Consider the following 20659-nt stretch of genomic DNA (forward strand, 5'->3'; position numbering starts at 1 on the left):
CGAAAAAAGCCGCCCGGAGGCGGCGTGATGAAAGAGGCGGGCCCGAGGGGAGGGCTGCCACGACCGGGGCGACACGACCGTGGCCCCCCACCGGTCGTGTCGTCCCCGCAGATGTCGCGGCAGCCCCTCTGGCGCTCTCGATGATTCGGGCATCGAGGTCGGCGTCTCTTCCGACGCCATCAGAATCTCACCAACCGAAACAGTTCGACAGAATCACAAATGATGGCACCCGAACGGGGGGTACGGAGCCGGGAGGGACGGTACCGTAGCCGAAACAGAGGAACCCTAGACTGCAGCCAGGAGGCTCCGATGAGCGAGGACACGCCCCTTCCGGTGCTGAGAGTGGCCCTGGTCGAGGACCACGAGATCGTCGCGGTCGGATTCGCCGAGCTCCTCCGCGACTACCCCGACATCCGCGTGGTCGCGGTGACCCCCACCGTCCGCGGCCTCGACCTCGTCGAGACCCCCGTCGACCTCGTCGTGCTCGACCTCCGCCTCGGCGACGGATCGAGTGCCACCGACAACATCCGGCAGCTGCTCGACGCCGGCGCCGACGTGCTGATCCTGACCGCGGCGGAGGACCCGCACGCGATCCGGGCCGCCGCCAAGGCCGGCGCGCTGGGGATCGTCCGCAAGTCGCAGCCGCTCGAGGAGCTGGTCGAGGCGATCCGCGACGCGGCCAGCGGAGCGACCGTGGCCGGGCTCGACTGGGCCGCCGCCATCGACGGCGACGCCGGGCTCGCCGACGCCGGGCTCAGCGCCCGCGAGCGCGAGATCCTGGCCCTCTACGCCTCGGGCGAGAAGGCGCAGTCGGTCGCCTACCTGACCAACCTCTCGAAGTCGACGGTCGCCAACTACGTCTCCAGGATCCGCGCCAAGTACGCCAACGCCGGCCGGCCCGCGCACACCAAGGTCGATCTGCACCGGCGCGCAGCAGAGGACGGGCTGATCGGCGAGGACGGGCACCGCGCGTGATCCTGCCGGCCCGGCGCGACCTGGGAGACGCCGAACTCGGCCTCACCCGGATCCTCTACCTCTCGGTGGGCATCGGCGGGCTCGTCTACGCGATCGTCGGCTACGGCAAGGCGGCCACCGAGTTCCCGTCGCTGCAGCCGTGGTGGGCGGTGTCGACCTACGCGATCGCGGCCGTCGGGCCGGTGCTGCTCGGAGCGCTCGCCCTGTGGGCTCCCCTCCGACTCCTCGACGCGCTGGCGAGCATCTACGGCCTCCTGTTCGCGGCGATCATGATCAGCTGGCGGCCGGCGATGCTGGCGCCGGGCCTGCCCGACAGCAACTCACCGTGGACGAACGACCTCATGGCCGTGGCAGCCGTCGCCGTCGCCATCTGCTGGCGGACCAGGTCGATCTGGGTCTACGTGCTCCTCACGGCCGTCCTGTCGGGTGCGATCCGCTACCTCGCCGACCCCGAGGTCGGCTGGAAGATCGCGGTGCTCGACCTCTCGTACAACCTCCTCTTCGACTCCGTCTTCGTCTCACTCACCCTCGTGACCCGGCTCAGCGCCAGGCGGCTCGACCTCGCCGCGGAGGCTGCCCGGCAGAAGACCTCGGGGGAGGCCGAGGCGTCGGCCCGCGTGCAGCAGCGGGTGCGGATCGACGCGCTGGTCCACGACCACGTGCTCTCCGCCCTCCTGATCGCGTCGCGCGCCGACGGCGAGCCCACGCCCGCCCTCCGGGAGCTCGCCTCGTCGACGCTGTCGATGCTCCGCGACGACGCGGTGCTCCCTCAGGTCCCGCTGAGCCTCGACGACTTCGTCAACCGCCTGCGGTCGTCCGTGACCAGTCAGAGCGACGGCATCGGCTTCGTGGCCACCGCCGACGGCGCCGGCGACATCCCCTCCGACATCGCGCAGGCGCTCCTCGAGGCCACCGCCGAAGCCGTCAAGAACTCCCTCCGGCACGCCGACCGCGGCGACCGGCCCACCTGGCGGCAGGTGTCCGTGTCGGCCTCCGGCGAGGGCGTCGAGATCCGCGTGAGCGACAACGGACGCGGATTCAACAGCCGCAGGATCCCGCCCGAGCGGCTCGGGGTCCGGGTGTCCATCCGCGGCCGCATGGCGACGGTCCCCGGCGGCAGCGCCGAGGTCGAGAGCGCGCGCGGCGTCGGAACCCGGGTCGCGCTCGGCTGGTCGGCCAGATGAGCGGGAAGAGCGGGTCGACCTTCCTGCAGCTGACGGGGCGCGGCACCACCGCGCTGTTCGCGCTCTTCGCGGTCGTCCACACCGCGCTCTGCATCTACGGGCTGCGCTCCGACAAGGTCCCTGCCTTCGCCCTGCTCGCGCTGGTCGCGATCCTGGTGGCGGGCTGGGTCATGACCCGGCCGAGCGACGACCCGATCCCGCTGCGGTCGACGCTCCTCGTCGTGGCTCTCACGACCGTCACGTCGCTGAACGTCTGGAACCTGCCCGACCGCGGCTGGCCCGGCTGGGCCACCTGGCACTGGGGCGCCGTGACCTTCGTGCTGTTCCTCCTCACCCTGCGGGGGCGGCCGGGCTGGTCGTGGATCGGCTTCGGGTCGATGACCGTCCTGGCGATCGCGTGGAGCGTCGACGTCGGCCGCGGGGCCGCCGCCGGCTTCGGCTTCGTCGTGCGGTCGGCGGCGCTGATGCTCGTGGTCTGGCTGTTCTCGATCCTGCTGTCGCGGACCAGGGCGTCGATCCGCCGCCTGCAGGACGCCGAGCTCGGCCGCGTGCGCGACGAGACGACGTCGGCGGCCGCGCTGGAGGAGCAGAACTCCCGCCTCGACCAGCTGCGCGCGGCGGCGACACCGGCACTCGAGCGCCTCCTCCGCGCCGAGACCCTCACCGACGACGACCGTCGCGCCTTCACCCTCGCCGAGGCCGCGCTCCGCGACCAGCTGCGCGCCAGCAACCTCGCCACGGCCCAGGTCGCCGAGGCCGCCACCCGGGCCCGGTCGCGCGGCGTCGACGTCTCGCTGCTCGACGACCGAGCAGGCGCCGACGTGCCGCCCGCCGTGCAGGACCGGATCGAGGCCGCCCTCGTCGAGCACCTCGACGCCGCCACCAGCGGGCGGATCGTGGCCCGACTCCTGCCCGACGGACGCGAGACCATCGCGACCGTCCTGGCGTCCGACGGCGAGGCGACGACGCGCGTGACGATCACCGAGGAGGGCGACGGGTCCGCCCCCGCTGACGCGACGCGGCTCGACACCGCTACCGGTCGTTCACCGGTTCGCGGTAGCGTCGCGCCATGACCGAGGCGACGCTTGCCGACACCACCCCGATCCCCCGTCGCCGCATCGTCTCGTGGGCCCTCTGGGACTGGGGCTCCGCCGCCTTCAACGCCGTCGTCACGACCTTCGTCTTCAGCACGTACCTCGCATCGGCGTCGTTCGTCTCGCCCGCCATCGTGGCCGCGGCAGGCGACGACGCGACCAATCCGGCGCTCGTGGCCGCCAAGTCGCACAACGCGACCGTCATCTCGACCGCGCTGACGATCGCGGGCATCCTGGTCGCCCTGCTGGCGCCGATCCTCGGCCAGAGGTCGGACGGCTCCGGTCGGCGGAAGCGCTGGCTCGGGATCAACTCCGGCGTGCTGGTACTGGTCATGGCGGCGATGGTCTTCGTCGTGCCGGCACCGCCCTACCTCCTCCTCGGCGCGACGCTGCTCGCCGTCGGCAACCTCGTCTTCGAGTTCGCGAGCGTCAACTACAACGCGATGCTCGTGCAGGTGTCGACGCCGAAGACCATCGGCCGCGTGTCGAGCTGGGGCTGGGGCGCCGGGTACCTCGGCGGCATCGTCCTGCTCGTGCTGCTGCTGGTGCTGTTCCTGCAGAGCTTCGGCGTCGAGGGGCAGACGGGCCTGCTCGGGCTGGCGTCCACTCCGGCGGGCGGCGTCTGGAGCGTGCGGATCGCGATCCTGGTCTCCGCGGTCTGGTTCGGCGCCTTCGCCATCCCCCTGCTGCTGAACGTCCCCGAGATTCCCGCCCACGACACACGCGAGCGCAGGATCGGCATCGTCGCCTCGTACCGGAGACTCGGGCACACGATCGCGCAGCTCTACCGCCGGAACCCGCAGGTGCTCCTCTTCTTGGCGGCGTCGGCTGTGTTCCGCGACGGCATCGCGGCCGTCTTCACCTTCGGGGCCATCATCGCCTCGCAGGTCTTCGGCTTCACCACGAGCGAGGTCATCTACTTCGCCGTGGCCGCGAACGTCATGGCCGGGATCGGCGCGTTCGCCGCGGGCAGCCTCGACGACCGGCTCGGCGCCAAGGCGATCATCATCGCGTCGCTGACGGGGCTCGTCCTGGCCGCGACGGCCATCCTGTTCGTCGGCGACGGCAAGACCGGCTTCTGGATCTGCGGCCTGTTCCTGTCGATCTTCGTCGGGCCCGCGCAGTCGGCGTCGCGGTCGTTCCTGGCGCGCGTCACGCCGAGCGGCCGCGAGGGCGAAGTCTTCGGGCTCTACGCCACGACCGGGCGCGCGGTCAGCTTCCTGGCGCCTGCCCTGTTCACCCTGTTCGTCGCGCTGACCGGCGACACCCGGTTCGGCGCCGTCGGGATCGCCATCGTGCTGCTCGCCGGGCTCGCGCTGATGACCCGGGTGCGGTCGGTGCAGCGGGAGATCGACTAGCGCCGTGTCGCTCGGGGTCGGCGGCGGCGGGCTGATCCTGCGCTCCGGACGTGCGGTCGGCGGGCCCTCTACGCTGGAGGAATGGCCACCTTCGATGACGACTACGTCGTGCGCACCTTCTCTCCGAGCCTTGTCGACGGCAAGCCCGACCAGGCCACCGAGGCGTGGCTCGCAGCGACGCGCATCGGTTTCCACGAGGACAGCGACCCCGACTCCGTCCGCGAGTCGGCCATCGGGGCGATCGACGACGGGCGCGTGTTCACCGGCGTCTACGCCAGGAACCCGGTTGCAGGATCACTCGGCGACGACTGGCCCGTCGGCACCTACGCGGGCTACACGAAGTCGATCAACGTCGGCGGCGGGGCGCTCGTCGACTCCTACCTCGTCTCGGACGTCACCGTCCGCGCCACGCACCGCCGCCGCGGGATGCTCCGGCACCTGATGACCGACCGGCTCGCGGCAGCCGCGGCCTCGGGCCACGCGCTGGCCGCGCTCACCGCGAGCGAGTCGACGATCTACCGGCGCTTCGGCTTCGGCCCGGCGACGCGCAAGCGCAGCATCGTGATCGACCGACGATCGCCCTTCGCGCTGCTCGCGCAGCCCGGCGGCCGCGTCGAGATGGCCTCGCCTACCGAGCTGGCGACCGTGGCGCCGCGCGTCTTCGCCCAGTTCCACGCGACGACCCCCGGATCCGTCGACCGGCAGGGTCAGTACGCGAACGCCTACAACGGGCTCGACTACGGCACCGCCAAGCCCGACAAGAACGTCCGCGCCGCGATCCACGTGCCGTCGCCCGGGGCTCCGGCCGACGGCTACGTCCTGTACTCGATGGTGTCCGACGGCCCGCTCTCCGTGCTCAAGGTCGGCGACCTGGTGGCGCCGACGCGCGACGCGTTCCTCGGGCTCTGGGACTTCCTCGGCGCGATCGACCTCGTCGACGAGATCCGCTGGAGCCGGGCCCCCGTCGAGAACCCGCTGCTGCACGCCCTCGCCGGCAGTCGCGACCTGAAGACCGTCGGCGAGTCCGACCACGTGTGGCTGCGCGTGCTCGATGCTCCGGCCGCCCTGTCGGCGCGCCCGTACGGTCACGACGGGTCGCTCACGCTGCGGGTGCACGACAAGCTGGGCCACGCCGACGGCACCTTCCGTCTCGACGTCACCGACGGCGCGGGCCACGCGACCCGCGTCGGCGAGAACGCTCCGGCCGCCCTCGAGCTCGACGCGGCCACCCTCGCCACGCTGTACCTCGGCGGGGTGTCGGCCAGCCTCCTCGGCTCGGCCGGGCTCGTCGCCGAGCACCGCCAGGGCGCGCTCGGCGAGGCCACGCGGATGTTCGCGCAGGATCGGCCGGTCTACGGGGTGACCGACTTCTAGGCGTTCTCGCCCGGCCGCGCCATCCTGCCCGGTCCTGCCGGCTCGTCGCGTCGAGCGGGCCGGATCGCACGCTTCTGCGGCCGAGACCGTGCGATTCGGCCCTCTCGCCGCGCGGAGACGAGAGAGAGGCGGGCGGCGGGCGCTGGCGGCGAGGAGCGCGGACTGGTTGGCTGGGGGCATGTCGATCCAGTCCACGGCCGAGAAGGCCGAACTCCTCCGCTCCCTCCACGTGCCCGGCGACCCGCTGATCGTGACCAACGTCTGGGACAGCATCACCGCCCGCATCGTCGCGGGCACGCCCGGCGTCAAGGCGCTGGCGACCGCGAGCCACTCCATCTCCGAGGCGCACGGCGTCGAGGACGGCGAGGGGCTCGACATCGACGAGGCCCTCGCCGCGGCTCAGCTCATCGTGCGCTCGGTCGACCTGCCCGTGTCGGTCGACTTCGAGAAGGCCTACGCGCAGGATGCCGCGGGCACCCGGGACAACGTCCTGCGCCTCATCGAGGCGGGCGCCGCCGGCCTGAACCTCGAAGACTCGCGCGGGCGGGACAAGGCCGACCTGTACGACCTCGACACGCAGGTGTCGAAGGTGGCCGCCGCGCGGGCCGCGGGCGACCGCGCCGGCGTCCCGCTCGTGATCAACGCGCGCGTCGACGCGCTCGCGGGCGACCCCGAGGCGTGGGACGACGCGATCCTGCGGGCCAACGCGTACCTCGACGCCGGGGCCGACGTCGCCTTCGTGCTCGGGCTGAAGACGGAGCAGCAGGTCGCCGACGCGGTCGAGCAGATCCACGGCCGGGTGTCGGTGATCTCGGGCCCGGGCTCGGTGCCGCTCGCACGGCTCGCGGAGCTCGGCGTGTCGCGCGTCAGCTTCGGCCCCGGGACCATGGGGATCACCCTGGCGCACCTGCGCGCGGCAGCCGAGACGCTCACCGCTCGCGGCGAGTACCCGGGCGAGCTGGGGTTCGCCTTCTAGAGCCTGTGGAGAACTTCCCCGCGCGCTCTCGGGATGCTCTAGTGTCAGCGGCATCGACCCGCTGACGACAGGAGACACCGTGCCCACGCCCTCGTTCTACCCCACCGGTGCGCCGATCTGGATCGACCTCACCAGCCACGACACCGCTGCCTCCACGGCGTTCTACGAGGGCCTCTTCGGCTGGACCTCCTCCGACGGCGGATCGGAGTTCGGCGGCTACGTCACGTTCTCCCTCGACGACCGCCGGGTGGCGGGGATGATCGGCGGGGCCTCCGAGGGCGTGCCCGACTCCTGGACGGTCTACCTCCAGACCGACGACGCCGAGACCACGGGGCAGGCGGTCACGGGCGCCGGCGGGCTCGTGTTCATGGGCCCGCAGCAGGTCGGTCCGATGGGGACGATGCTCCTGGCGCAGGATGCCGACCGCGCCGTCGTCGGCGCGTGGAACCCCGCGCAGATGACCGGCTTCCAGGCACTGGCCGAACCGGGCGCGCCCGCGTGGTTCGAGCTCCACACGACCAGCTTCGACGACGAGGTGCAGTTCTACCAGCAGGCCTTCGGCTGGACGACCGTGTCGATGCCGGGCGGGGCCGACTTCCGGTACTCGCAGCTGACGCACGAGGGCGAGATGTACGCGGGCGTGATGGACGCCAGCGGGTACTGGACGCCCGGCGATCCTGCGGCGTGGCTGGTCTACTTCAACGTCGCCGATGCCGACGCCGCTGCCGCGCGGGCCGTCGAGCTCGGCGGCGCGATCGTCGACGAGCCCGTCGACACTCCGTTCGGGCGGATGAGCACCCTCAGAGACACGACCGGGGCGCTGCTCAAGATCATCGCCTGAGCGATTCGGCGCGCGTCGCTCGTGCTCGGCGCCGCTGAGCAGCGCTCAGACGAAGTCGGCCGGGTTGTCGACGGGATTCTTCTCCTTGTCGCCGCGCTTGGAGCGGCGACCCTTCTTGCCGTCCCTGTCGCCGTCGCCGTCGTTCTCGCGATCGGCCTCCGACGCTTCGCGGAGCCGGATGCCGTCCTGGACGTCCTCCTCGTGCTTGGCGGCCTTCTTGTCGCTCTGGCGGGTGTCGCGCGGGGGCAGCTGGATGTCCTCCTCCGCGTGGATGCCGGACTGCAGCTCGCGGCCGCGCTCCGTCTCGGCGTCGAACTCGGCGCCGAAGAGGAGCGCGTTGTTCGTGATCCAGAGCCAGAGGAGGAAGGCGATGACCCCGCCGAGAGCGCCGTAGGTCTTGTTGTAGTGCGAGAAGTTGGCGACGTAGAAGGCGAAGCCGACCGAGGCGATCACCCACACGAGGATCGCCAGGAGGGCGCCCATGCTCATCCAGCGGAACTTGGGCTGCTTCACGTTCGGCGAGAAGTAGTAGAGGACGGCGACCACCAGCACGATGATGACGGCCAGCACCGGCCACTTGACGATGAGCCACACGTCGACGGCGGCCGTTCCGAGCCCGACGAAGTCGCCGATGGTCCGGGCGATGTCACCGCTCAGCACCAGGATCAGCCCGGCCAGGACGACGAGCACGACCGCGATGACGGTCACCAGCAGGTTGGTCGGACGGAGCTTCCAGATCGGACGACCCTCGGTGCGGTCGTAGATCCGGTTGAGAGCGCGCCCGAAGGCGCCGACGTAGCCCGACGCCGACCAGATGGCTCCGACGACACCGACGACGAAGGTGACGCCCGCTGCCGGGGAGGAGGTCAGCGACATGACGGGGCCGCGGAGCGAGTCGGCGATGTCTTTGCCGCCCAGCTGTTGAACGAGGTCGAGCACCTGCTTCGTCGTGTTGCCCGCCTGCCCGAAGAGGCCGAGCAGCGACACGACGGCGAGGAGACCGGGGAACAGCGCCTGCACGGAGAAGTAAGTGAGAGCGGCGGCCAAGTCGGTGCAGCCGTCGGTGGAGAACTCCCGCAGGGTCTTCTTGAAGGTGTAGCCCCAGGTGCGCTTGGTGAGGTCCGTCGGGCTGTCGGGCTTGCTCGGGTCTTCGGGGTCGCGGGTGGGGTCGTCCGCGATGTCGGCGTGGGCGGTCCGGGCCATGGGGTCCTCCGGGTGGATCGGTGTCTGAAGGGCGCCCTGGTGAGGGGCGCTGCGGTGAGCCAGGTCGGCGGCTCCGCGAAGAGAGGGGGTCAGCGAAGAGAGGGGCTCAGCGACGCCCGGCGCGCGAGGCGAGCTTCGCGATGCCGGTGACGGCCGCTGCGAGGCCGGCTGCTCCGGCCGCGGCGACGGCGAGCACCTTCGGGTCGTCGGAGACGCGCTTCGTCACGGCCGCGCGAGCACGGCGGTACTGGATCTTGGGGTTCAGGCGCTCCTCGAGCTCGTCCAGGGTGGCGGCGAACTCGGCGCGGGTCTCGGAGACATCGCGCTGCGTCTCGGGGAGGGACGGCTTCGAGGCCTTCTCGTCGCTCGATCCTGCGCGGTCAGAGTCGTTCTTCGGCGGGGTCATTCGACTCCCCTTTCATCGCGCGGACGTCGCTCTTGACGTTCTTGATGGTCTCTTCAGGAACGGGAGGCACTCCGCGCTTCAACGCCCGGACGCCCACGAGGGCGAGGACCGCGACGATGACGAGGAGTGCGGCTGCGACCAGCAGCGCGGCGAGCCACGCCGGCAGGGCCGTCGCCACGCCGAGGACGGCGGCGGCGATCAGGACCTCGAGGAGGATGAAGCCGAGGATGCCGGCAGCCGCGAGGATCCCCAGCCCGACCCCCGCCGCCTTGAGCTTCGCGGTGAGCTCCGCCCTCGCGAGAGCGATCTCACCTCGGATCAGGCGTCGGATGAGGTCGGGGAGCGAGCTGAGCAGCGAGCCGATGGAGGCGCGCTGCGGCTGCTCGGGATTGTCTGTGCGGCTGCCGAACATCGTCAGGGGCGGTCGTGCTTCAGGAGCTGGACGAGTCGGACTTGGACGTCGCCGACTTGACCTTCTCGGTGGCTGCGTGAGCCGCGTCGGTCACGCCCTCCTGGACCTTCTTGCCGACGATCGGCGCCTTCTCGGCGACGAAGTCCTCGGCCTTGGTGACGCCGCGCTGCACGTTGGGGTCGTGCCAGACCTTGTCGGCACGGTGCTTGATCTTCTCGTAGGACTGACGACCAGCGCGGGCCCCGACGACGTAACCGGCCGCGAGACCGGCGACGAACAGGATCTTGCCTTTCATGGGTTCTCCTTGGGGGGTGAGGTGGTGCGTTGTCACTCTACGGTGGCACCGACCGCGGCGGAGCGGCCAGATCCGTGGCGGTCGCTCATGATCCGGGGTACGCCGGGAGGCCGCCCGGTGCTCTCGTCAGCGACCGATCGCGACCCACCAGATCAGCAGCATCGTGGTCAGGAATCCGCTCACGAAGTTGAGCGCGAGGAATCTCCGCCAGCCCCGGTTCGCTCCCTCCGCATCGGCGTCGGCCACGTTCCACCAGGGCGCGACGGTCACCGCGTACGGGATCACCAGGATCGCGCCGAGCGGCCCAGGCCACTCGGTGAAGAGCATCAGCACGCCGCCCAGGACATAGGCCGCGAAGGCGAAGCGGACGGTGGCGCGCGCGCCGAACACCGTGGCGATCGACGCGATGCCGCCCTCGCGGTCGGCGACGACGTCTTGGACGGCTCCGAACGCGTGGCTCGCCATCCCCCAGAGGAAGAAGGCCCCGAGGAGGGCGTACAGCTGCGGGGTGAACGTCGCGCCGGCCAGGACCAGACCGTAGACGGCCGGGCTCGTGAAGTGGGTGCTCGAGGTGAGCGAGTCGAGCAGCGGGCGCTCCTTGAAGCGGAGGCCCTTCAGCGAGTAGGCGACCACGGCGAAGACGCTCACGGCGAGCACGAGCCAGCTGAGCGGTGATCCTGCGAGCACGAAGAAGATCAGGAACGGGACGTTCGTGATGACGACCGCCCGCAGGATCGGCGCGTGGAACCGCCGATCGAGCATCGCTCCCTCGACGCCGCCCTTCCGCGGATTGCGGAGGTCGCTCTCGTAGTCGAAGACGTCGTTGATGCCGTACATCGCGAGGTTGTAGGGGATCAGGAAGTAGAGGATGCCGATGATCGCGACGACCCAGTTCACCTGCGAGAAGTCGAACGAGTCGTACGAGAGGTGCAGCGACGACGACATGGCCGACGACGGGTCGACGCTGTTCAGGGGGACGTACTCGGCGAAGCGGCGGGGCATTCCGGGAGTACCGGCAGTCGCCAGGATGTACGCCGCCGCGAACGGGAACGCCGTGTTCACCCAGCTGAGCGGCCTCGACACGGCGAAGAGCGCCTTGAGCGTCTCTCTCATGCCCGCTCCCCCGCACTGTCGCGCCCCACGGCATCGTGCCCAGCGCGGTCGCGCCCCGCGCCGTTCCGCCTGCCACCCAGCAGGACCCAGAGCGACGGCAGCAGGATCAGCGCCGCGACCGCGTACGAGAAGTCCTCCAGCGGCGCGATTCCGACGAACACGCCGCTGATCTTCGACGCGTCGTAGCCCACGAGGCCGATGCCGATCATGACGTTGTCGAACACGGCCGTCATGCCGAGCAGGATCGCGGCGACCAGGACGGTCGCGAGACGGGCGCGCCGGCGCCGGTCGGGCGATGATCCTGCGCTCCGCCGACCGTGGACGACGACCGCGGCGATCCCGACGACGGCGACGACCGCGAGGAACACGGCGTTGAGCCCCCAGTAGGTCACGGTCGACCCTCCGCCCGGTCGGCCGGTGCCCGCAGGCCGGCTCGGCCAGCCGCCGCGTCGACGAGCAGCGGCACCCCGGCCGCCAGGTTCATCGTGAGATAGCAGAGCAGTGCGAGGAAGAACGGCTCCTCGAGGGGCAGCTCGCGGGCGACCTGGAAGCCGGTCATGAACGACGTCTCGCCCCGGAAGAAGATCCCGAGTCGGATGCCGGCGAGATCCCAGGCCAGGAAGAACGCGACGCCGACGATCAGGATCACGGCCGCACGCACCCGGTCGCGCCAGAAGAACAGCCGGAACCGCCGGTCGAGCACCACCATGCCGGTGAGAGCGATGAGCAGACCGAGGAGGTAGAGGACTCCCACCGGCGAGCCTCAGCCCTGTGCCACGGGGTCGCGCCGCGCGGGAGCGGGGGCCGGGACGGGTTCGGGCAGCGGCTCGGTGCTGGTGTCTCCGCGGAGGTTCTTGAGCAGCACCTCGGCGCTGATCAGGCACATGGGCAGGCCGATGCCGGGACGGACCGACCCGCCGACGTAGAAGAGGCCGCGCACCTTCTTCGAGACGTTGCCGGCACGGAACATCGCGCTCTGCGCGAGCGTGTGCGCGGGGCCGAGCATGCTGCCCGACCACGAGTTGTAGTCGTCGACGAAGTCGCCGGGGCCTCGCGTGCGGCGGAGGACGACTCGGGAGGCCAGGTCGGGGACCCCGGTCCAGTCGGCGATCTGCTGGATCACGGCGTCGCCGATCTCCTCGAGACGCGCAGAGCCCGGCTCGCCCGCACCGGACCCGTCGCCGAGATAACCCGCGGGCAGCGAGCCGGAGCCGATGGCGGGGTCGGCGGGGAGCGGGACCAGGACGAAGAGGTTCGTGCGCCCCTCCGGCGCGGTCGACGGGTCGACGACCGAGGGCTTGCAGACGTACAGCGACGGCGGCTCGGGGATGCTCTTCGGCTCGTGGAAGATCCGCGAGAAGTTGTCGTTCCAGTCGCGCGAGAACAGGAGGGTGTGGTGCTCGAGCTCGGGGAGCTCGCCCTCGACCCCCAGATACATCAGGAGCGCGCTCGGCCCCGGGTTCTTGGAGGCCCAGTACGACTCGCCGTACGACTGCAGCTCGGTCGGCAGCAGCGCCGTCTCGGTGTGGTGCAGGTCGGCTGCCGAGACGACGAGGTCGGCGAACTCGGCCCGGACCGCCCCGGAGGCGTCGGACCAGTCGACACCGGTCGCGCGAGGCCGGAGCCCGCCCGAGGTGCGGATGCGCGTCACCGTCGCGTCGGTGACGATCCTGACTCCGGCCTCCTCGGCGAGGGCGGCGATCCGCTGGATCACGGTCGTCAGGCCGCCCTGCGGGTACAGGACGCCGTCGTCGAGGTCGAGCGTCGACATCAGGTGGTACATGCTCGGCGTCTCGAAGGGCGAGGAGCCGAGGAACACCGCCGGGTAGCCCAGGATCTGGCGGAGACGCGGATCGCGGACCGTCTTCGACACGAGCGAGTCGAGGCTCTCGAGGAGCAGGCGGCCGAGCGTGGGGAGGCGCGTCACGACGTCGCGGCGGAGGAGGGGCGCCCAGCTCCGGAACGACGTGTAGAGGAACCGCTTCTTGGCGATGTCGTAGGTGTCGCGCGACGAGGCGAGGTAGCGCCGCATCTTCTCGCCGGACCCGGGCTCGATGCTCTCGAACAGCGCGAGGTTCTCGTCGAGGCCCTGCGGGATGTCGACCGGCTCGGTCTCGCCCTCGAAGTAGACGCGGTAGCCGGGGTCGAGCGCAACCAGGTCGAGCTGCTCCGCGGCCGAGGTGCCCATGAGCTTGAAGAAGTGGTCGAAGACCTCGGGCATGAGGTACCAGCTCGGGCCGAGGTCGAAGCGGAACCCGTCGGCCTCCCACGACGACGCGCGGCCGCCGACCGTCGGGCCCTTCTCGAGCAGGGTGACCTCGTGGCCCTCCTTCGCGAGCAGCGCAGCCGAGGCGAGGCCCGAGATGCCCCCGCCGATGACGATGACGCGGGAACCGTTTCGCGTGACGGACGGACTGGTCATGAGTGTGCTCCGACGGGGGTGATGCGGCCCGCCGCGGACGCCGCGGCGATGCGCAGCTTGACCGGGTTGGGCACGCGGATGCGGGTGTGCATGAGCTCTGTCGCGGGGGTGACCGCCAGGCGGCGGTTGAGCTCGGCGAAGAGGCCGTGCGCGAGCGCGACGGCGCGGCGGGACGACGCGGGGAGGTCGGAGATGACGTCGCCCGAGACCCGGAGGTCGTCGTCGATGTCGGCGACGAGGCGGTCGCGCTCCGCGTCGGAGAACGACGACGGGTCGACGCCCGGGAAGTAGCTGCGCCCCAGGGTCTCGAAGTCGTCGTGGAGGTCGCGCAGGAAGTTGACCTTCTGAAACGCGGCCCCGAGGGCGCAGGCGCCCTGCTCGAGCCGGGCGACGAAGGCCGGGTCGTACGAGCGGCCCTCGAAGAACGCGCGGAGGCACATGAGCCCGACGACCTCGGCCGACCCGTACACGTAGCGGTCGAACGACTCGGCGTCGTGCTCGGTCTGGTCGAGGTCGCTCCGCATCGAGGCGAAGAACGGGGCGGTGAGCTTGACACCGAAGCCCGCGCGGCGGGCGGTGATGGCGAACGCGTGGACGACGAGGTTCGTGCTGAAGCCGTCGCGCATCGCCCGCTCGGTCTCGCGCTCGAAGTCGTCGAGGATCCTGCCGCACTCGGCCTTGTCGGCGCCCGACTCGCCGGCCGGACCGTCGACGATCTCGTCGGCCACGCGCACCAGGGCGTAGATGTTCTCGACGTCCTGGCGGACGCCGGTGCCGAGGAGGCGCGAGGCGAGGCCGAACGACGTCGAGTAGCGCCGGATCACGCCGCTCGAGGTCTCTTGGGCGACGCGGTCGTACAGGGCGAGCCTGGTCATCGGTCTCGCTCGAGGACCGTGTCGACGACGGGCCGCAGGACCACGCGGAGATCGGCCGGCACGACGTCGCGGTCGAGGACGGCCAGAGCCCGCTCGGTGTGCTCGTCGACGAGGCGCTCGGCCTGGGCGCGGGCGCCGCAGACCTCGAGCTTGGCGCGCACGTGGTCGGCCTCGTCGGGGGTGAGATCGGCCTTGCCGATGAACGGCTGGATCGCGAACCAGTCGTCGGTCGTGGCCGCGGCCGCGATCAGCACTGTGCGCTTGCCCTCGCGGAGGTCGCCGAGAGTGGTCTTGCCGGTCGCGCTCTCGGTGCCGAAGACGCCGAGGAGGTCGTCGACGATCTGGTAGGCGATGCCGACCTCGCGGCCGAACTCCTCGAGGGCGTCGATGAGCGCAGGATCGGCGCCGGCCAGCATCGCCCCCGCCATCAGGGGCGCCTCGAAGGAGTACACGGCCGTCTTGGCGCGCTCCATGTCGAGGACCTCCTGCACGGTCGGGACCTCGGGCGCGAGGGCCAGCTCGACATCGAGGAGCTCGCCGCCGGCGCTGGCGAAGATGGCCTCGTCGAGCAGCTCGAGCAGGCCCGAGCGGACCTCGTGCGTACACGACACGTCGAGGAGGAGGCGGCTGGCGCCGGTCAGAGCGAGGTCGCCGGCGATGAGGGCGGCCGACATGCCGCGGTGCTCGGCGGCGGGCGAGGCGATCCCGGCGGTGGTCGCGGTGTCGCGGTAGCTGCCGGAGACGTTCGGGATGCCCCGGCGGGAGAAGTCGCGGTCGATGACGTCGTCGTGCACGATCAGCGCGGTGTGGAGGAGCTCGAACGCGGCCCCGACGAGAGCGCACGCCTCTTCGTCTCGGCCTCCGAGAGCCTCGTACGCGGCGACGACCATCCGCGGCCGGAACCGCTTGCCGCCGACCGAGTTGCGCTCGAGGACCGTCCACAGGTCGACGTAGCGGGGGCCGAGGGCGGTCGCGCGTCGCTTGGCGGCGGCGAAGAACGAGGCGAGGACGCGGTCGACCCGCACAGTAGTGTCGAGCGTGTCACCCGCGGACTTCGCGGCTCCGGCTCGCCGTTCTGCGAGCAGGTGATCACCGTCCATCCTGCGAGACTACAGCGTAATGAACACTGAACCCGAGGCCTTTCCCCAGGGCGACGACGCCGCCCTCGCCACGGTGCACGACGAGCTCGTGGTATTGGTCGACGAGGCCGGAAATCCGGTCGGAACGTACCCCAAAGCGAGCGTCCACACGAGCGATACACCGCTTCACCTGGCCTTTTCGTGCCACGTCGCGCACCCCGAGACGGGGGACATCCTGGTGACCAGGCGGGCCCTCTCGAAGGCCACCTGGCCCGGTGTCTGGACCAATTCGTTCTGCGGGCACCCCGGCCCCGGCGAGACTCCCCAGGAAGCTCTCACCCGGCGGGCGTTCCAGGAGCTCGGCCTCGAGGTCGAGCGGGTGGAGCCGATCCTGCCCGACTTCCGCTACCGCGCCGTCGACGCCTCGGGCGTCGTCGAGAACGAGATCTGCCCCGTCTTCACCGCGGTCGCGGTCGGCGACCCGTCGCCCTCCGCCTCGGAGGTCGCCGAATGGGCGTGGATCGCGCCCGACGACCTGCGGGCAGCCGTCGCAGCGTCACCGTTCGCGTGGAGCCCGTGGCTCGGCTGGCAGCTGGAGGCGTGGCCGCGCTCGTAGTCGGCGGCGTCGGCGTCGGCTGTGGCGGCGGGGTCGCTCAGTCGCGGGCGGACGACGGCGCGGACCGCGTGTCAGTCCGCGAGAAGTTCTGGAACGACCGGCTCGCCGTCGGGCCGCGCTGGCCCTGGTAGCGGGAGCCGTAGACCGAGGAGCCGTAGGGGTTCTCGGCCGGGCTCGAGAGGCGGAAGTAGCAGATCTGCCCGATCTTCATGCCCGGCCACAGCTTGATCGGCAGGGTCGCGACGTTCGACAGCTCGAGGGTCACATGGCCCGAGAAGCCCGGGTCGACGAAGCCCGCGGTGGAGTGCGTGAGGAGCCCCAGGCGGCCGAGCGACGACTTGCCCTCGAGGCGGGCCGCGATGTCGTCGGGAAGGGTTACGAGCTCGTACGTCGAGCCCAGGACGAACTCGCCCGGGTGCAGGATGAACGGCTCGTCGGGATCGACCTCGACGAGGTGCGTCAACTCGGGCTGGTCTTCGGCCGGGTCGATGAAGGGGTACTTGTGGTTGTCGAAGAGCCGGAAGAACCGGTCGAGACGGACGTCGATGCTCGAGGGCTGGATGAGAGCCGGGTCGAACGGGTCGAGCCCGATCCGCCCGAGGTCGAGCTCGGCCTTGATGTCGCGGTCGGAGAGCAGCACGCGGCCAGCCTAGTGACCGGCGGGCGGGGCCGGTCGCGCCGGGTTGGCCGGGCCGGGTCCCGCTGCGTCGCGTCGACAATTCAGGATGCAGGCCGCGCGGCCGGCGCGACTCCCCCGCAGGCACGGGGGTGCAGGATCGAGGTCATGCGCATCATCCTGATTTCCCGACCGGGCGGCCCCGAGGTGCTGGTCCCGGGCAAAGCCGCCGACCCCACAGCGGGGCCCGGCGAGGTCGTCATCGACGTGGCGGCCGCCGGCCTCAACCGCGCCGACATCGGCCAGCGGCAGGGCACGTACCCGCCGCCGCCCGGTTCCGTCGAGTGGCCGGGCATGGAGGTGTCGGGCACGATCTCGGACGTCGGCGACGGCAATTCAGGATGGAGGCTCGGCGACCGCGTCTGCGCGCTTCTCCCGGGCGGCGGCTACGCCGAGCGCGTGGCCGTCGATGCGGGCCTCGTGCTGCCGGTCCCGGACGGCGTCGACCTGGTCGAGGCCGCGGGACTCCCCGAGGTCGCGGCCACCGTCTGGTCGAACGTCTACCTCAACGCCCGCCTGCAGGAGGGCGAGACCCTGCTCGTCCACGGCGGAACGAGCGGCATCGGCACCATGGCGATCCAGCTCGGCACCGCGCTCGGCGCCCGCGTGATCGCGACCGCGGGCTCCGCCGACAAGGTCGCGTTCTGCGAGAGCCTCGGTGCTTCCAGCCTGAATTACCGACAGGAGGACTTCGTCGAGGTCGTCGCACGCGAGACCGGCGGGCGCGGCGCCGACGTGATCCTCGACCTGGTCGGCGGCGACTACCTCGCCCGCAACATCCAGGCCCTCGCCGTCGACGGGCGCATCATGGTCATCGCCAACCAGTCGGGTGAGGCGTCGAGCTTCCAGCTCGGCGCCCTGATGCAGAAGCGGGGCCGCATCTGGGGCACGACGCTGCGGGCGCGGCCTCTTGTCGAGAAGCGGGAGATCATCGCAGGAGTGCGGCAGAACGTCTGGCCGCTCGTCGAGTCGGGCCGGGTGCGACCGATCGTCGACCGGGTCTACCCGCTCGACGACGCCGCCGACGCGCACCGCCGCATGGAGGACGGCGGGCACATCGGGAAGCTGCTGCTGCGGGTCTGATCCGCCACGACGGAACGACTATCGGCCCTAGCGGACGCGCGAGTCGGCTCCCGGCCGCGCGGGCGACGCTCCGGTGACCTCGACGAGCACGGGCAGCGGCCTGCCGGTGCCGAGCACGAGGTCGAGCCCGCGCACGGCGACGGAGGCGGCCTCGACGGCGTCGGTCGGCGAGGATCCTGCCGTGATGCGCAGCTTGACCTTCAGCGCCGGTTCGCCCTTCAGCTCGTAGGCGGCGACGCTCACGTGCGCCACGTCGCGGCGCGACCCCAGCACGTCGACGAGGGCGGTCTCCGCGAATCGCGACGAGACGACGATGCTGCCGGTCGCGTCGTCCGACTCGATGACGCGGTCGATGCGGCCGCGGCCGCGGGTCGCGGCGGCGACGAGCGTCACGACGACGAGCACGAGACAGATGATCGCGAGGAGCCAAGGCAGGTAGCTCCGCGAGCCGTCGACGCCTGCCGCCGAGAAGGGCGTGTGCGCGAGGGCGTCGGCCTGCGCGTCGCGGGCAGTGCGCAGCGCGTCGCGCGCGAAGCCTCCGCCGGGGACGGCCACGAGCACGAGGCCGGCTCCGACGGCGAGGGCGACGAGCCCGACGACGATGAGGAACAGGCGGTTCGCAATGCGGTTCGAGATGGTCATGCGCCGAGCCTCCCGGAGCTGGTCAGGCGGACGTCCGGGGTGACGGCGGGCTGGTAGCCCCCCGCCTCGAGCTCGTCGCGGGCGGCGGCGAGGACGGACTCCACGTCGACGCGGACCCCCGACGCCGGAGTGATGGTCACGCGGGCGTCGCGGCGCGACACCCAGGTGCTGACCTGGCCGGGCGCGAGGCCGGCGGCCATGCGGGCGCTCCGGGACAGGGCCGCGGCGATCACCTGGTCGTCGACCACGACGGCGACCCGCGGGTCGTCGATCGTGTGGCGGCCTCGGCGGGCCGACGTGATGCCGAGGACGACGAGGAGCAGCCCCGCGAGAGCCGTCACGATGCCGACCGCGATGACGAGGCCGGCCTGGCCGGTGGCCGCCGACAGGAGGGAGGCCAGGACGTCGACTGGCGAGAAGAGCAGCGCCGGGAGGCCGAGGGCGGCGTAGACGGCCTCGACACCCACGTACCCGGCGACTAGGGCCAGGAGGACGAGGACCACGATGGCTGCGCCAGAGCGGGAGGAATGGGTCTCGCGCCGCAGGATCCTGCGGTACAGGCTCGAGGGGACGCTCGGCATCTCGGGCGCGCCGGACGGGGTCGGTCGTGCTTCTGTGGCGGTCATCGGAGGGCTCCGGTCTTCTCGAGGCGGCTCCCGGTCACGGTCACGTCGACGCGCGAGACGGCGCGACCGGTGATCTCGAGGAGGCGGTGCGTGACGGTGTCTTGAAGGGAGCGGATCGTCCCGAGCACGCCGCCCGGGGGCACCACGAGATCGCGGGTGAGGGCGGGGATGGTCATCGGCGTGCTCACGCTGAGAGCGAGGCTGCCCTCCTCGTCGTGCGCGTCGACGCGCACGTCGTGCCGCGGCACCGCGAGGGTCTCAGCGACGACAGCCCCGCCGACCTTCGAGAGGACGCGGGGCGCGATGCTGATGTGGCCGGGGATCACCGGCTCGCGACCGGGGACGTCGCGAGGGGTGATCGAGTGGTCGAGGACGGCCGTCGGAGAATCAGGATCCGACGACCGTCCGTCAGGGGCCGGACCGACGCCGTCGTCGGGCCCGGCGGTCTGGAGGCCGGCGCGGGGCTCCGGCGCGGCGCTCGGGCCTGGCGTGCTGCCGGGGCCTGGCGTGCTGCGAGGGCCTGGCGCGGCGCGATGGTCGGTCATGACGAGGAGCGCCGTCCGCGGATGACGTCGACGAGGCTCGACACGTCGAGCCTGCCCGACGCGATCCTGCCGACGAGGGCGCCCACGGCGATGAACACGGCGACCAGGACGAACGCCCAGAAGCCGAACGCGACCGCGACGACGCCGAGCACGGCGCCGACCGCGATGCCGGTGGTGGTGGCGCTCACAGGACGCGGCTCTCGGCGGGAGCCTGCTGCTGGTCGTCGTCCTCGCCGGGGATGTGGACGTCGTTGATCGCGACGTTGATCTCGGCGACCTCCATGCCGACGAGGTCGACGATCGCCTGGGCCACGGCCGCGCGGACCTGTTCGGCCACGGCGTTCATCGGGGCGGGGTACTCGACGACGATGGTGACGTCGGCGGCGACCTGGGTCTCGCCGACCTCGACTCGGACGCCCTGCGAGAGGTCGGTCGAGCCGATGACGTCGCGGATGGCGCCGAACGCGCGGGCGGCGCCGCCACCGAGAGCGAAGACGCCCGGGACCTCGCGCGCGGCGATGCCGGCGACCTTCGAGATCACGCCGTCCGCGATGACGGTCTTGCCCGAGGCGACTCCGAGCGACGCCGTCTGGGTCGTGGTGACGGGTGTCGCGACGCGGTCGACGCGGCTCGCGGTGGTCGTGGTCGTGGTCTTCGGGGTAGCGGGGGTGGTCTTGTCGGCCATGGTGGTGCTCCTTCGTCTCGACTGTCTCGCCAGAGGTGATCGGGGGGATCCTGCGGCTCGATGAAATGCAGCCTGGGGATGAGACGGATTCTGCTCCCCAAACGTCACGCGATTCGTCGAAAAAACTTTTTCAGCCGGTTCGCGGGTGTGTTCGCAGCGGGAATCCGGTTGACTGCACT

At 71.4% G+C, this 20659-nt stretch carries 25 protein-coding genes; 9 read left to right on the forward strand and 16 right to left on the reverse strand.

Annotated features, from left to right (window positions below; all coding sequences use genetic code 11):
- Window positions 1-309 precede the first annotated feature (309 nt).
- The 7 genes from ABD733_RS14700 (at window position 310) to ABD733_RS14730 (ending at window position 7802) form a co-directional block, all read left to right on the forward strand.
- On the forward strand, window positions 310-975 hold the full coding sequence (locus tag ABD733_RS14700) for a response regulator transcription factor (RefSeq protein ID WP_344797538.1): 666 nt from the start codon (window positions 310-312) through the stop codon (window positions 973-975).
- Complete coding sequence (locus ABD733_RS14705) at window positions 972-2159, forward strand: sensor histidine kinase (protein ID WP_344797540.1); 1188 nt, start codon at window positions 972-974, stop codon at window positions 2157-2159. The genes ABD733_RS14700 and ABD733_RS14705 overlap by 4 nt, the downstream gene beginning before the upstream one ends.
- Window positions 2156-3232 carry a hypothetical protein gene (locus ABD733_RS14710; protein WP_344797542.1) on the forward strand — a complete coding sequence of 359 codons (1077 nt, stop codon included), beginning with the start codon at window positions 2156-2158 and terminating at the stop codon, window positions 3230-3232. Before ABD733_RS14705 ends, ABD733_RS14710 begins: the two co-directional genes overlap by 4 nt.
- A complete protein-coding gene (locus tag ABD733_RS14715) occupies window positions 3229-4611 on the forward strand; it encodes an MFS transporter (RefSeq protein ID WP_344797544.1) in 1383 nt (460 codons plus the stop codon). The genes ABD733_RS14710 and ABD733_RS14715 overlap by 4 nt, the downstream gene beginning before the upstream one ends.
- 81 nt (window positions 4612-4692) lie before the next feature.
- Window positions 4693-5985 carry a GNAT family N-acetyltransferase gene (locus tag ABD733_RS14720; RefSeq protein WP_344797546.1) on the forward strand — a complete coding sequence of 431 codons (1293 nt, stop codon included), beginning with the start codon at window positions 4693-4695 and terminating at the stop codon, window positions 5983-5985.
- Window positions 5986-6163: 178 nt separating this feature from the next.
- Window positions 6164-6961 (forward strand): isocitrate lyase/PEP mutase family protein, encoded by a 798-nt coding sequence (locus ABD733_RS14725; RefSeq protein ID WP_344797548.1) that lies wholly within the window; start codon window positions 6164-6166, stop codon window positions 6959-6961.
- A 79-nt stretch (window positions 6962-7040) separates the two neighbouring features.
- Entirely contained in the window at window positions 7041-7802 is a 762-nt protein-coding gene (locus tag ABD733_RS14730; protein WP_344797550.1) for a VOC family protein, read from the forward strand.
- A 45-nt stretch (window positions 7803-7847) separates the two neighbouring features.
- Here ABD733_RS14730 and ABD733_RS14735 read toward each other — a convergent pair whose 3' ends face one another.
- From ABD733_RS14735 to ABD733_RS14780, 10 genes are all read right to left on the reverse strand, one after another.
- Complete coding sequence (locus tag ABD733_RS14735; RefSeq protein WP_344797552.1) at window positions 7848-9005, reverse strand: YihY/virulence factor BrkB family protein; 1158 nt, start codon at window positions 9003-9005, stop codon at window positions 7848-7850.
- A gap of 106 nt (window positions 9006-9111) precedes the next feature.
- Entirely contained in the window at window positions 9112-9411 is a 300-nt protein-coding gene (locus ABD733_RS14740) for a DUF3618 domain-containing protein (RefSeq protein WP_344797554.1), read from the reverse strand.
- Window positions 9386-9823 (reverse strand): phage holin family protein, encoded by a 438-nt coding sequence (locus ABD733_RS14745; RefSeq protein ID WP_344797556.1) that lies wholly within the window; start codon window positions 9821-9823, stop codon window positions 9386-9388. The genes ABD733_RS14740 and ABD733_RS14745 overlap by 26 nt, the downstream gene beginning before the upstream one ends.
- Before the next feature lie 19 nt (window positions 9824-9842).
- A complete protein-coding gene (locus ABD733_RS14750; protein WP_344797558.1) occupies window positions 9843-10118 on the reverse strand; it encodes a hypothetical protein in 276 nt (91 codons plus the stop codon).
- Between the two features lie 126 nt (window positions 10119-10244).
- Window positions 10245-11231 (reverse strand): prenyltransferase, encoded by a 987-nt coding sequence (locus ABD733_RS14755; RefSeq protein WP_344797560.1) that lies wholly within the window; start codon window positions 11229-11231, stop codon window positions 10245-10247.
- Window positions 11228-11623, reverse strand: coding sequence for a lycopene cyclase domain-containing protein (locus ABD733_RS14760; RefSeq protein ID WP_344797562.1), 396 nt, complete (start codon window positions 11621-11623; stop codon window positions 11228-11230). Before ABD733_RS14760 ends, ABD733_RS14755 begins: the two co-directional genes overlap by 4 nt.
- Window positions 11620-11985, reverse strand: a complete 366-nt coding sequence (locus ABD733_RS14765; RefSeq protein ID WP_344797564.1) for a lycopene cyclase domain-containing protein — start codon at window positions 11983-11985, stop codon at window positions 11620-11622. The genes ABD733_RS14760 and ABD733_RS14765 overlap by 4 nt, the downstream gene beginning before the upstream one ends.
- A 9-nt stretch (window positions 11986-11994) precedes the next feature.
- Entirely contained in the window at window positions 11995-13653 is a 1659-nt protein-coding gene (crtI, locus tag ABD733_RS14770; protein ID WP_344797566.1) for a phytoene desaturase family protein, read from the reverse strand.
- Window positions 13650-14528, reverse strand: a complete 879-nt coding sequence (locus ABD733_RS14775) for a phytoene/squalene synthase family protein (protein ID WP_344797568.1) — start codon at window positions 14526-14528, stop codon at window positions 13650-13652. The genes crtI and ABD733_RS14775 overlap by 4 nt, the downstream gene beginning before the upstream one ends.
- On the reverse strand, window positions 14525-15628 hold the full coding sequence (locus ABD733_RS14780) for a polyprenyl synthetase family protein (protein ID WP_344797570.1): 1104 nt from the start codon (window positions 15626-15628) through the stop codon (window positions 14525-14527). The genes ABD733_RS14775 and ABD733_RS14780 overlap by 4 nt, the downstream gene beginning before the upstream one ends.
- A 19-nt stretch (window positions 15629-15647) precedes the next feature.
- Here ABD733_RS14780 and idi point away from each other — a divergent pair, with 19 nt between their 5' ends.
- Window positions 15648-16223 carry an isopentenyl-diphosphate Delta-isomerase gene (gene idi / locus ABD733_RS14785; protein WP_344797572.1) on the forward strand — a complete coding sequence of 192 codons (576 nt, stop codon included), beginning with the start codon at window positions 15648-15650 and terminating at the stop codon, window positions 16221-16223.
- Between the two features lie 37 nt (window positions 16224-16260).
- Here idi and dcd read toward each other — a convergent pair whose 3' ends face one another.
- On the reverse strand, window positions 16261-16863 hold the full coding sequence (gene dcd / locus ABD733_RS14790; protein ID WP_344797574.1) for a dCTP deaminase: 603 nt from the start codon (window positions 16861-16863) through the stop codon (window positions 16261-16263).
- Between the two features lie 144 nt (window positions 16864-17007).
- On the opposite strand from dcd, the gene ABD733_RS14795 reads away from it, so the two are divergent.
- A complete protein-coding gene (locus ABD733_RS14795; protein ID WP_344797576.1) occupies window positions 17008-17982 on the forward strand; it encodes an NAD(P)H-quinone oxidoreductase in 975 nt (324 codons plus the stop codon).
- A gap of 27 nt (window positions 17983-18009) precedes the next feature.
- Here the strand turns inward: ABD733_RS14795 and ABD733_RS14800 are convergent, their stop codons facing one another.
- From ABD733_RS14800 to ABD733_RS14820, 5 genes are read right to left on the reverse strand one after another with little or no spacing between them, the layout of a single operon-like run.
- Window positions 18010-18624, reverse strand: coding sequence for a hypothetical protein (locus ABD733_RS14800; RefSeq protein ID WP_344797578.1), 615 nt, complete (start codon window positions 18622-18624; stop codon window positions 18010-18012).
- Window positions 18621-19250, reverse strand: coding sequence for a hypothetical protein (locus ABD733_RS14805; protein WP_344797580.1), 630 nt, complete (start codon window positions 19248-19250; stop codon window positions 18621-18623). Before ABD733_RS14805 ends, ABD733_RS14800 begins: the two co-directional genes overlap by 4 nt.
- Window positions 19247-19795: an Asp23/Gls24 family envelope stress response protein gene (locus ABD733_RS14810; RefSeq protein ID WP_344797582.1), complete on the reverse strand. Its 549-nt coding sequence runs from the start codon at window positions 19793-19795 to the stop codon at window positions 19247-19249. The genes ABD733_RS14805 and ABD733_RS14810 overlap by 4 nt, the downstream gene beginning before the upstream one ends.
- Entirely contained in the window at window positions 19792-19983 is a 192-nt protein-coding gene (locus ABD733_RS14815; RefSeq protein ID WP_344797584.1) for a DUF2273 domain-containing protein, read from the reverse strand. The genes ABD733_RS14810 and ABD733_RS14815 overlap by 4 nt, the downstream gene beginning before the upstream one ends.
- Complete coding sequence (locus ABD733_RS14820; protein ID WP_344797586.1) at window positions 19980-20480, reverse strand: Asp23/Gls24 family envelope stress response protein; 501 nt, start codon at window positions 20478-20480, stop codon at window positions 19980-19982. Before ABD733_RS14820 ends, ABD733_RS14815 begins: the two co-directional genes overlap by 4 nt.
- Window positions 20481-20659 lie beyond the last annotated feature (179 nt).

Origin of the sequence: Frondihabitans peucedani, assembly GCF_039537585.1 — a bacterium.
Classification (GTDB): Bacteria; Actinomycetota; Actinomycetes; order Actinomycetales; family Microbacteriaceae; genus Frondihabitans; species Frondihabitans peucedani.

What these genes read in the sequence shown, in the direction of transcription:
- ABD733_RS14700 (WP_344797538.1), top strand. Translation starts at nt 310, where the DNA reads ATGAGCGAGGACACGCCCCTTCCGGTGCTGAGAGTGGCCCTGGTCGAG.
- ABD733_RS14710 (WP_344797542.1), top strand. Translation starts at nt 2,156, where the DNA reads ATGAGCGGGAAGAGCGGGTCGACCTTCCTGCAGCTGACGGGGCGCGGC.
- ABD733_RS14715 (WP_344797544.1), top strand. Translation starts at nt 3,229, where the DNA reads ATGACCGAGGCGACGCTTGCCGACACCACCCCGATCCCCCGTCGCCGC.
- ABD733_RS14720 (WP_344797546.1), top strand. Translation starts at nt 4,693, where the DNA reads ATGGCCACCTTCGATGACGACTACGTCGTGCGCACCTTCTCTCCGAGC.
- ABD733_RS14725 (WP_344797548.1), top strand. Translation starts at nt 6,164, where the DNA reads ATGTCGATCCAGTCCACGGCCGAGAAGGCCGAACTCCTCCGCTCCCTC.
- ABD733_RS14735 (WP_344797552.1), bottom strand. Translation starts at nt 9,005, where the DNA reads ATGGCCCGGACCGCCCACGCCGACATCGCGGACGACCCCACCCGCGAC.
- ABD733_RS14740 (WP_344797554.1), bottom strand. Translation starts at nt 9,411, where the DNA reads ATGACCCCGCCGAAGAACGACTCTGACCGCGCAGGATCGAGCGACGAG.
- ABD733_RS14745 (WP_344797556.1), bottom strand. Translation starts at nt 9,823, where the DNA reads ATGTTCGGCAGCCGCACAGACAATCCCGAGCAGCCGCAGCGCGCCTCC.
- ABD733_RS14750 (WP_344797558.1), bottom strand. Translation starts at nt 10,118, where the DNA reads ATGAAAGGCAAGATCCTGTTCGTCGCCGGTCTCGCGGCCGGTTACGTC.
- ABD733_RS14755 (WP_344797560.1), bottom strand. Translation starts at nt 11,231, where the DNA reads ATGAGAGAGACGCTCAAGGCGCTCTTCGCCGTGTCGAGGCCGCTCAGC.
- crtI (WP_344797566.1), bottom strand. Translation starts at nt 13,653, where the DNA reads ATGACCAGTCCGTCCGTCACGCGAAACGGTTCCCGCGTCATCGTCATC.
- ABD733_RS14775 (WP_344797568.1), bottom strand. Translation starts at nt 14,528, where the DNA reads ATGACCAGGCTCGCCCTGTACGACCGCGTCGCCCAAGAGACCTCGAGC.
- ABD733_RS14780 (WP_344797570.1), bottom strand. Translation starts at nt 15,628, where the DNA reads ATGGACGGTGATCACCTGCTCGCAGAACGGCGAGCCGGAGCCGCGAAG.
- idi (WP_344797572.1), top strand. Translation starts at nt 15,648, where the DNA reads ATGAACACTGAACCCGAGGCCTTTCCCCAGGGCGACGACGCCGCCCTC.
- ABD733_RS14795 (WP_344797576.1), top strand. Translation starts at nt 17,008, where the DNA reads ATGCGCATCATCCTGATTTCCCGACCGGGCGGCCCCGAGGTGCTGGTC.
- ABD733_RS14800 (WP_344797578.1), bottom strand. Translation starts at nt 18,624, where the DNA reads ATGACCATCTCGAACCGCATTGCGAACCGCCTGTTCCTCATCGTCGTC.
- ABD733_RS14805 (WP_344797580.1), bottom strand. Translation starts at nt 19,250, where the DNA reads ATGACCGCCACAGAAGCACGACCGACCCCGTCCGGCGCGCCCGAGATG.
- ABD733_RS14810 (WP_344797582.1), bottom strand. Translation starts at nt 19,795, where the DNA reads ATGACCGACCATCGCGCCGCGCCAGGCCCTCGCAGCACGCCAGGCCCC.
- ABD733_RS14820 (WP_344797586.1), bottom strand. Translation starts at nt 20,480, where the DNA reads ATGGCCGACAAGACCACCCCCGCTACCCCGAAGACCACGACCACGACC.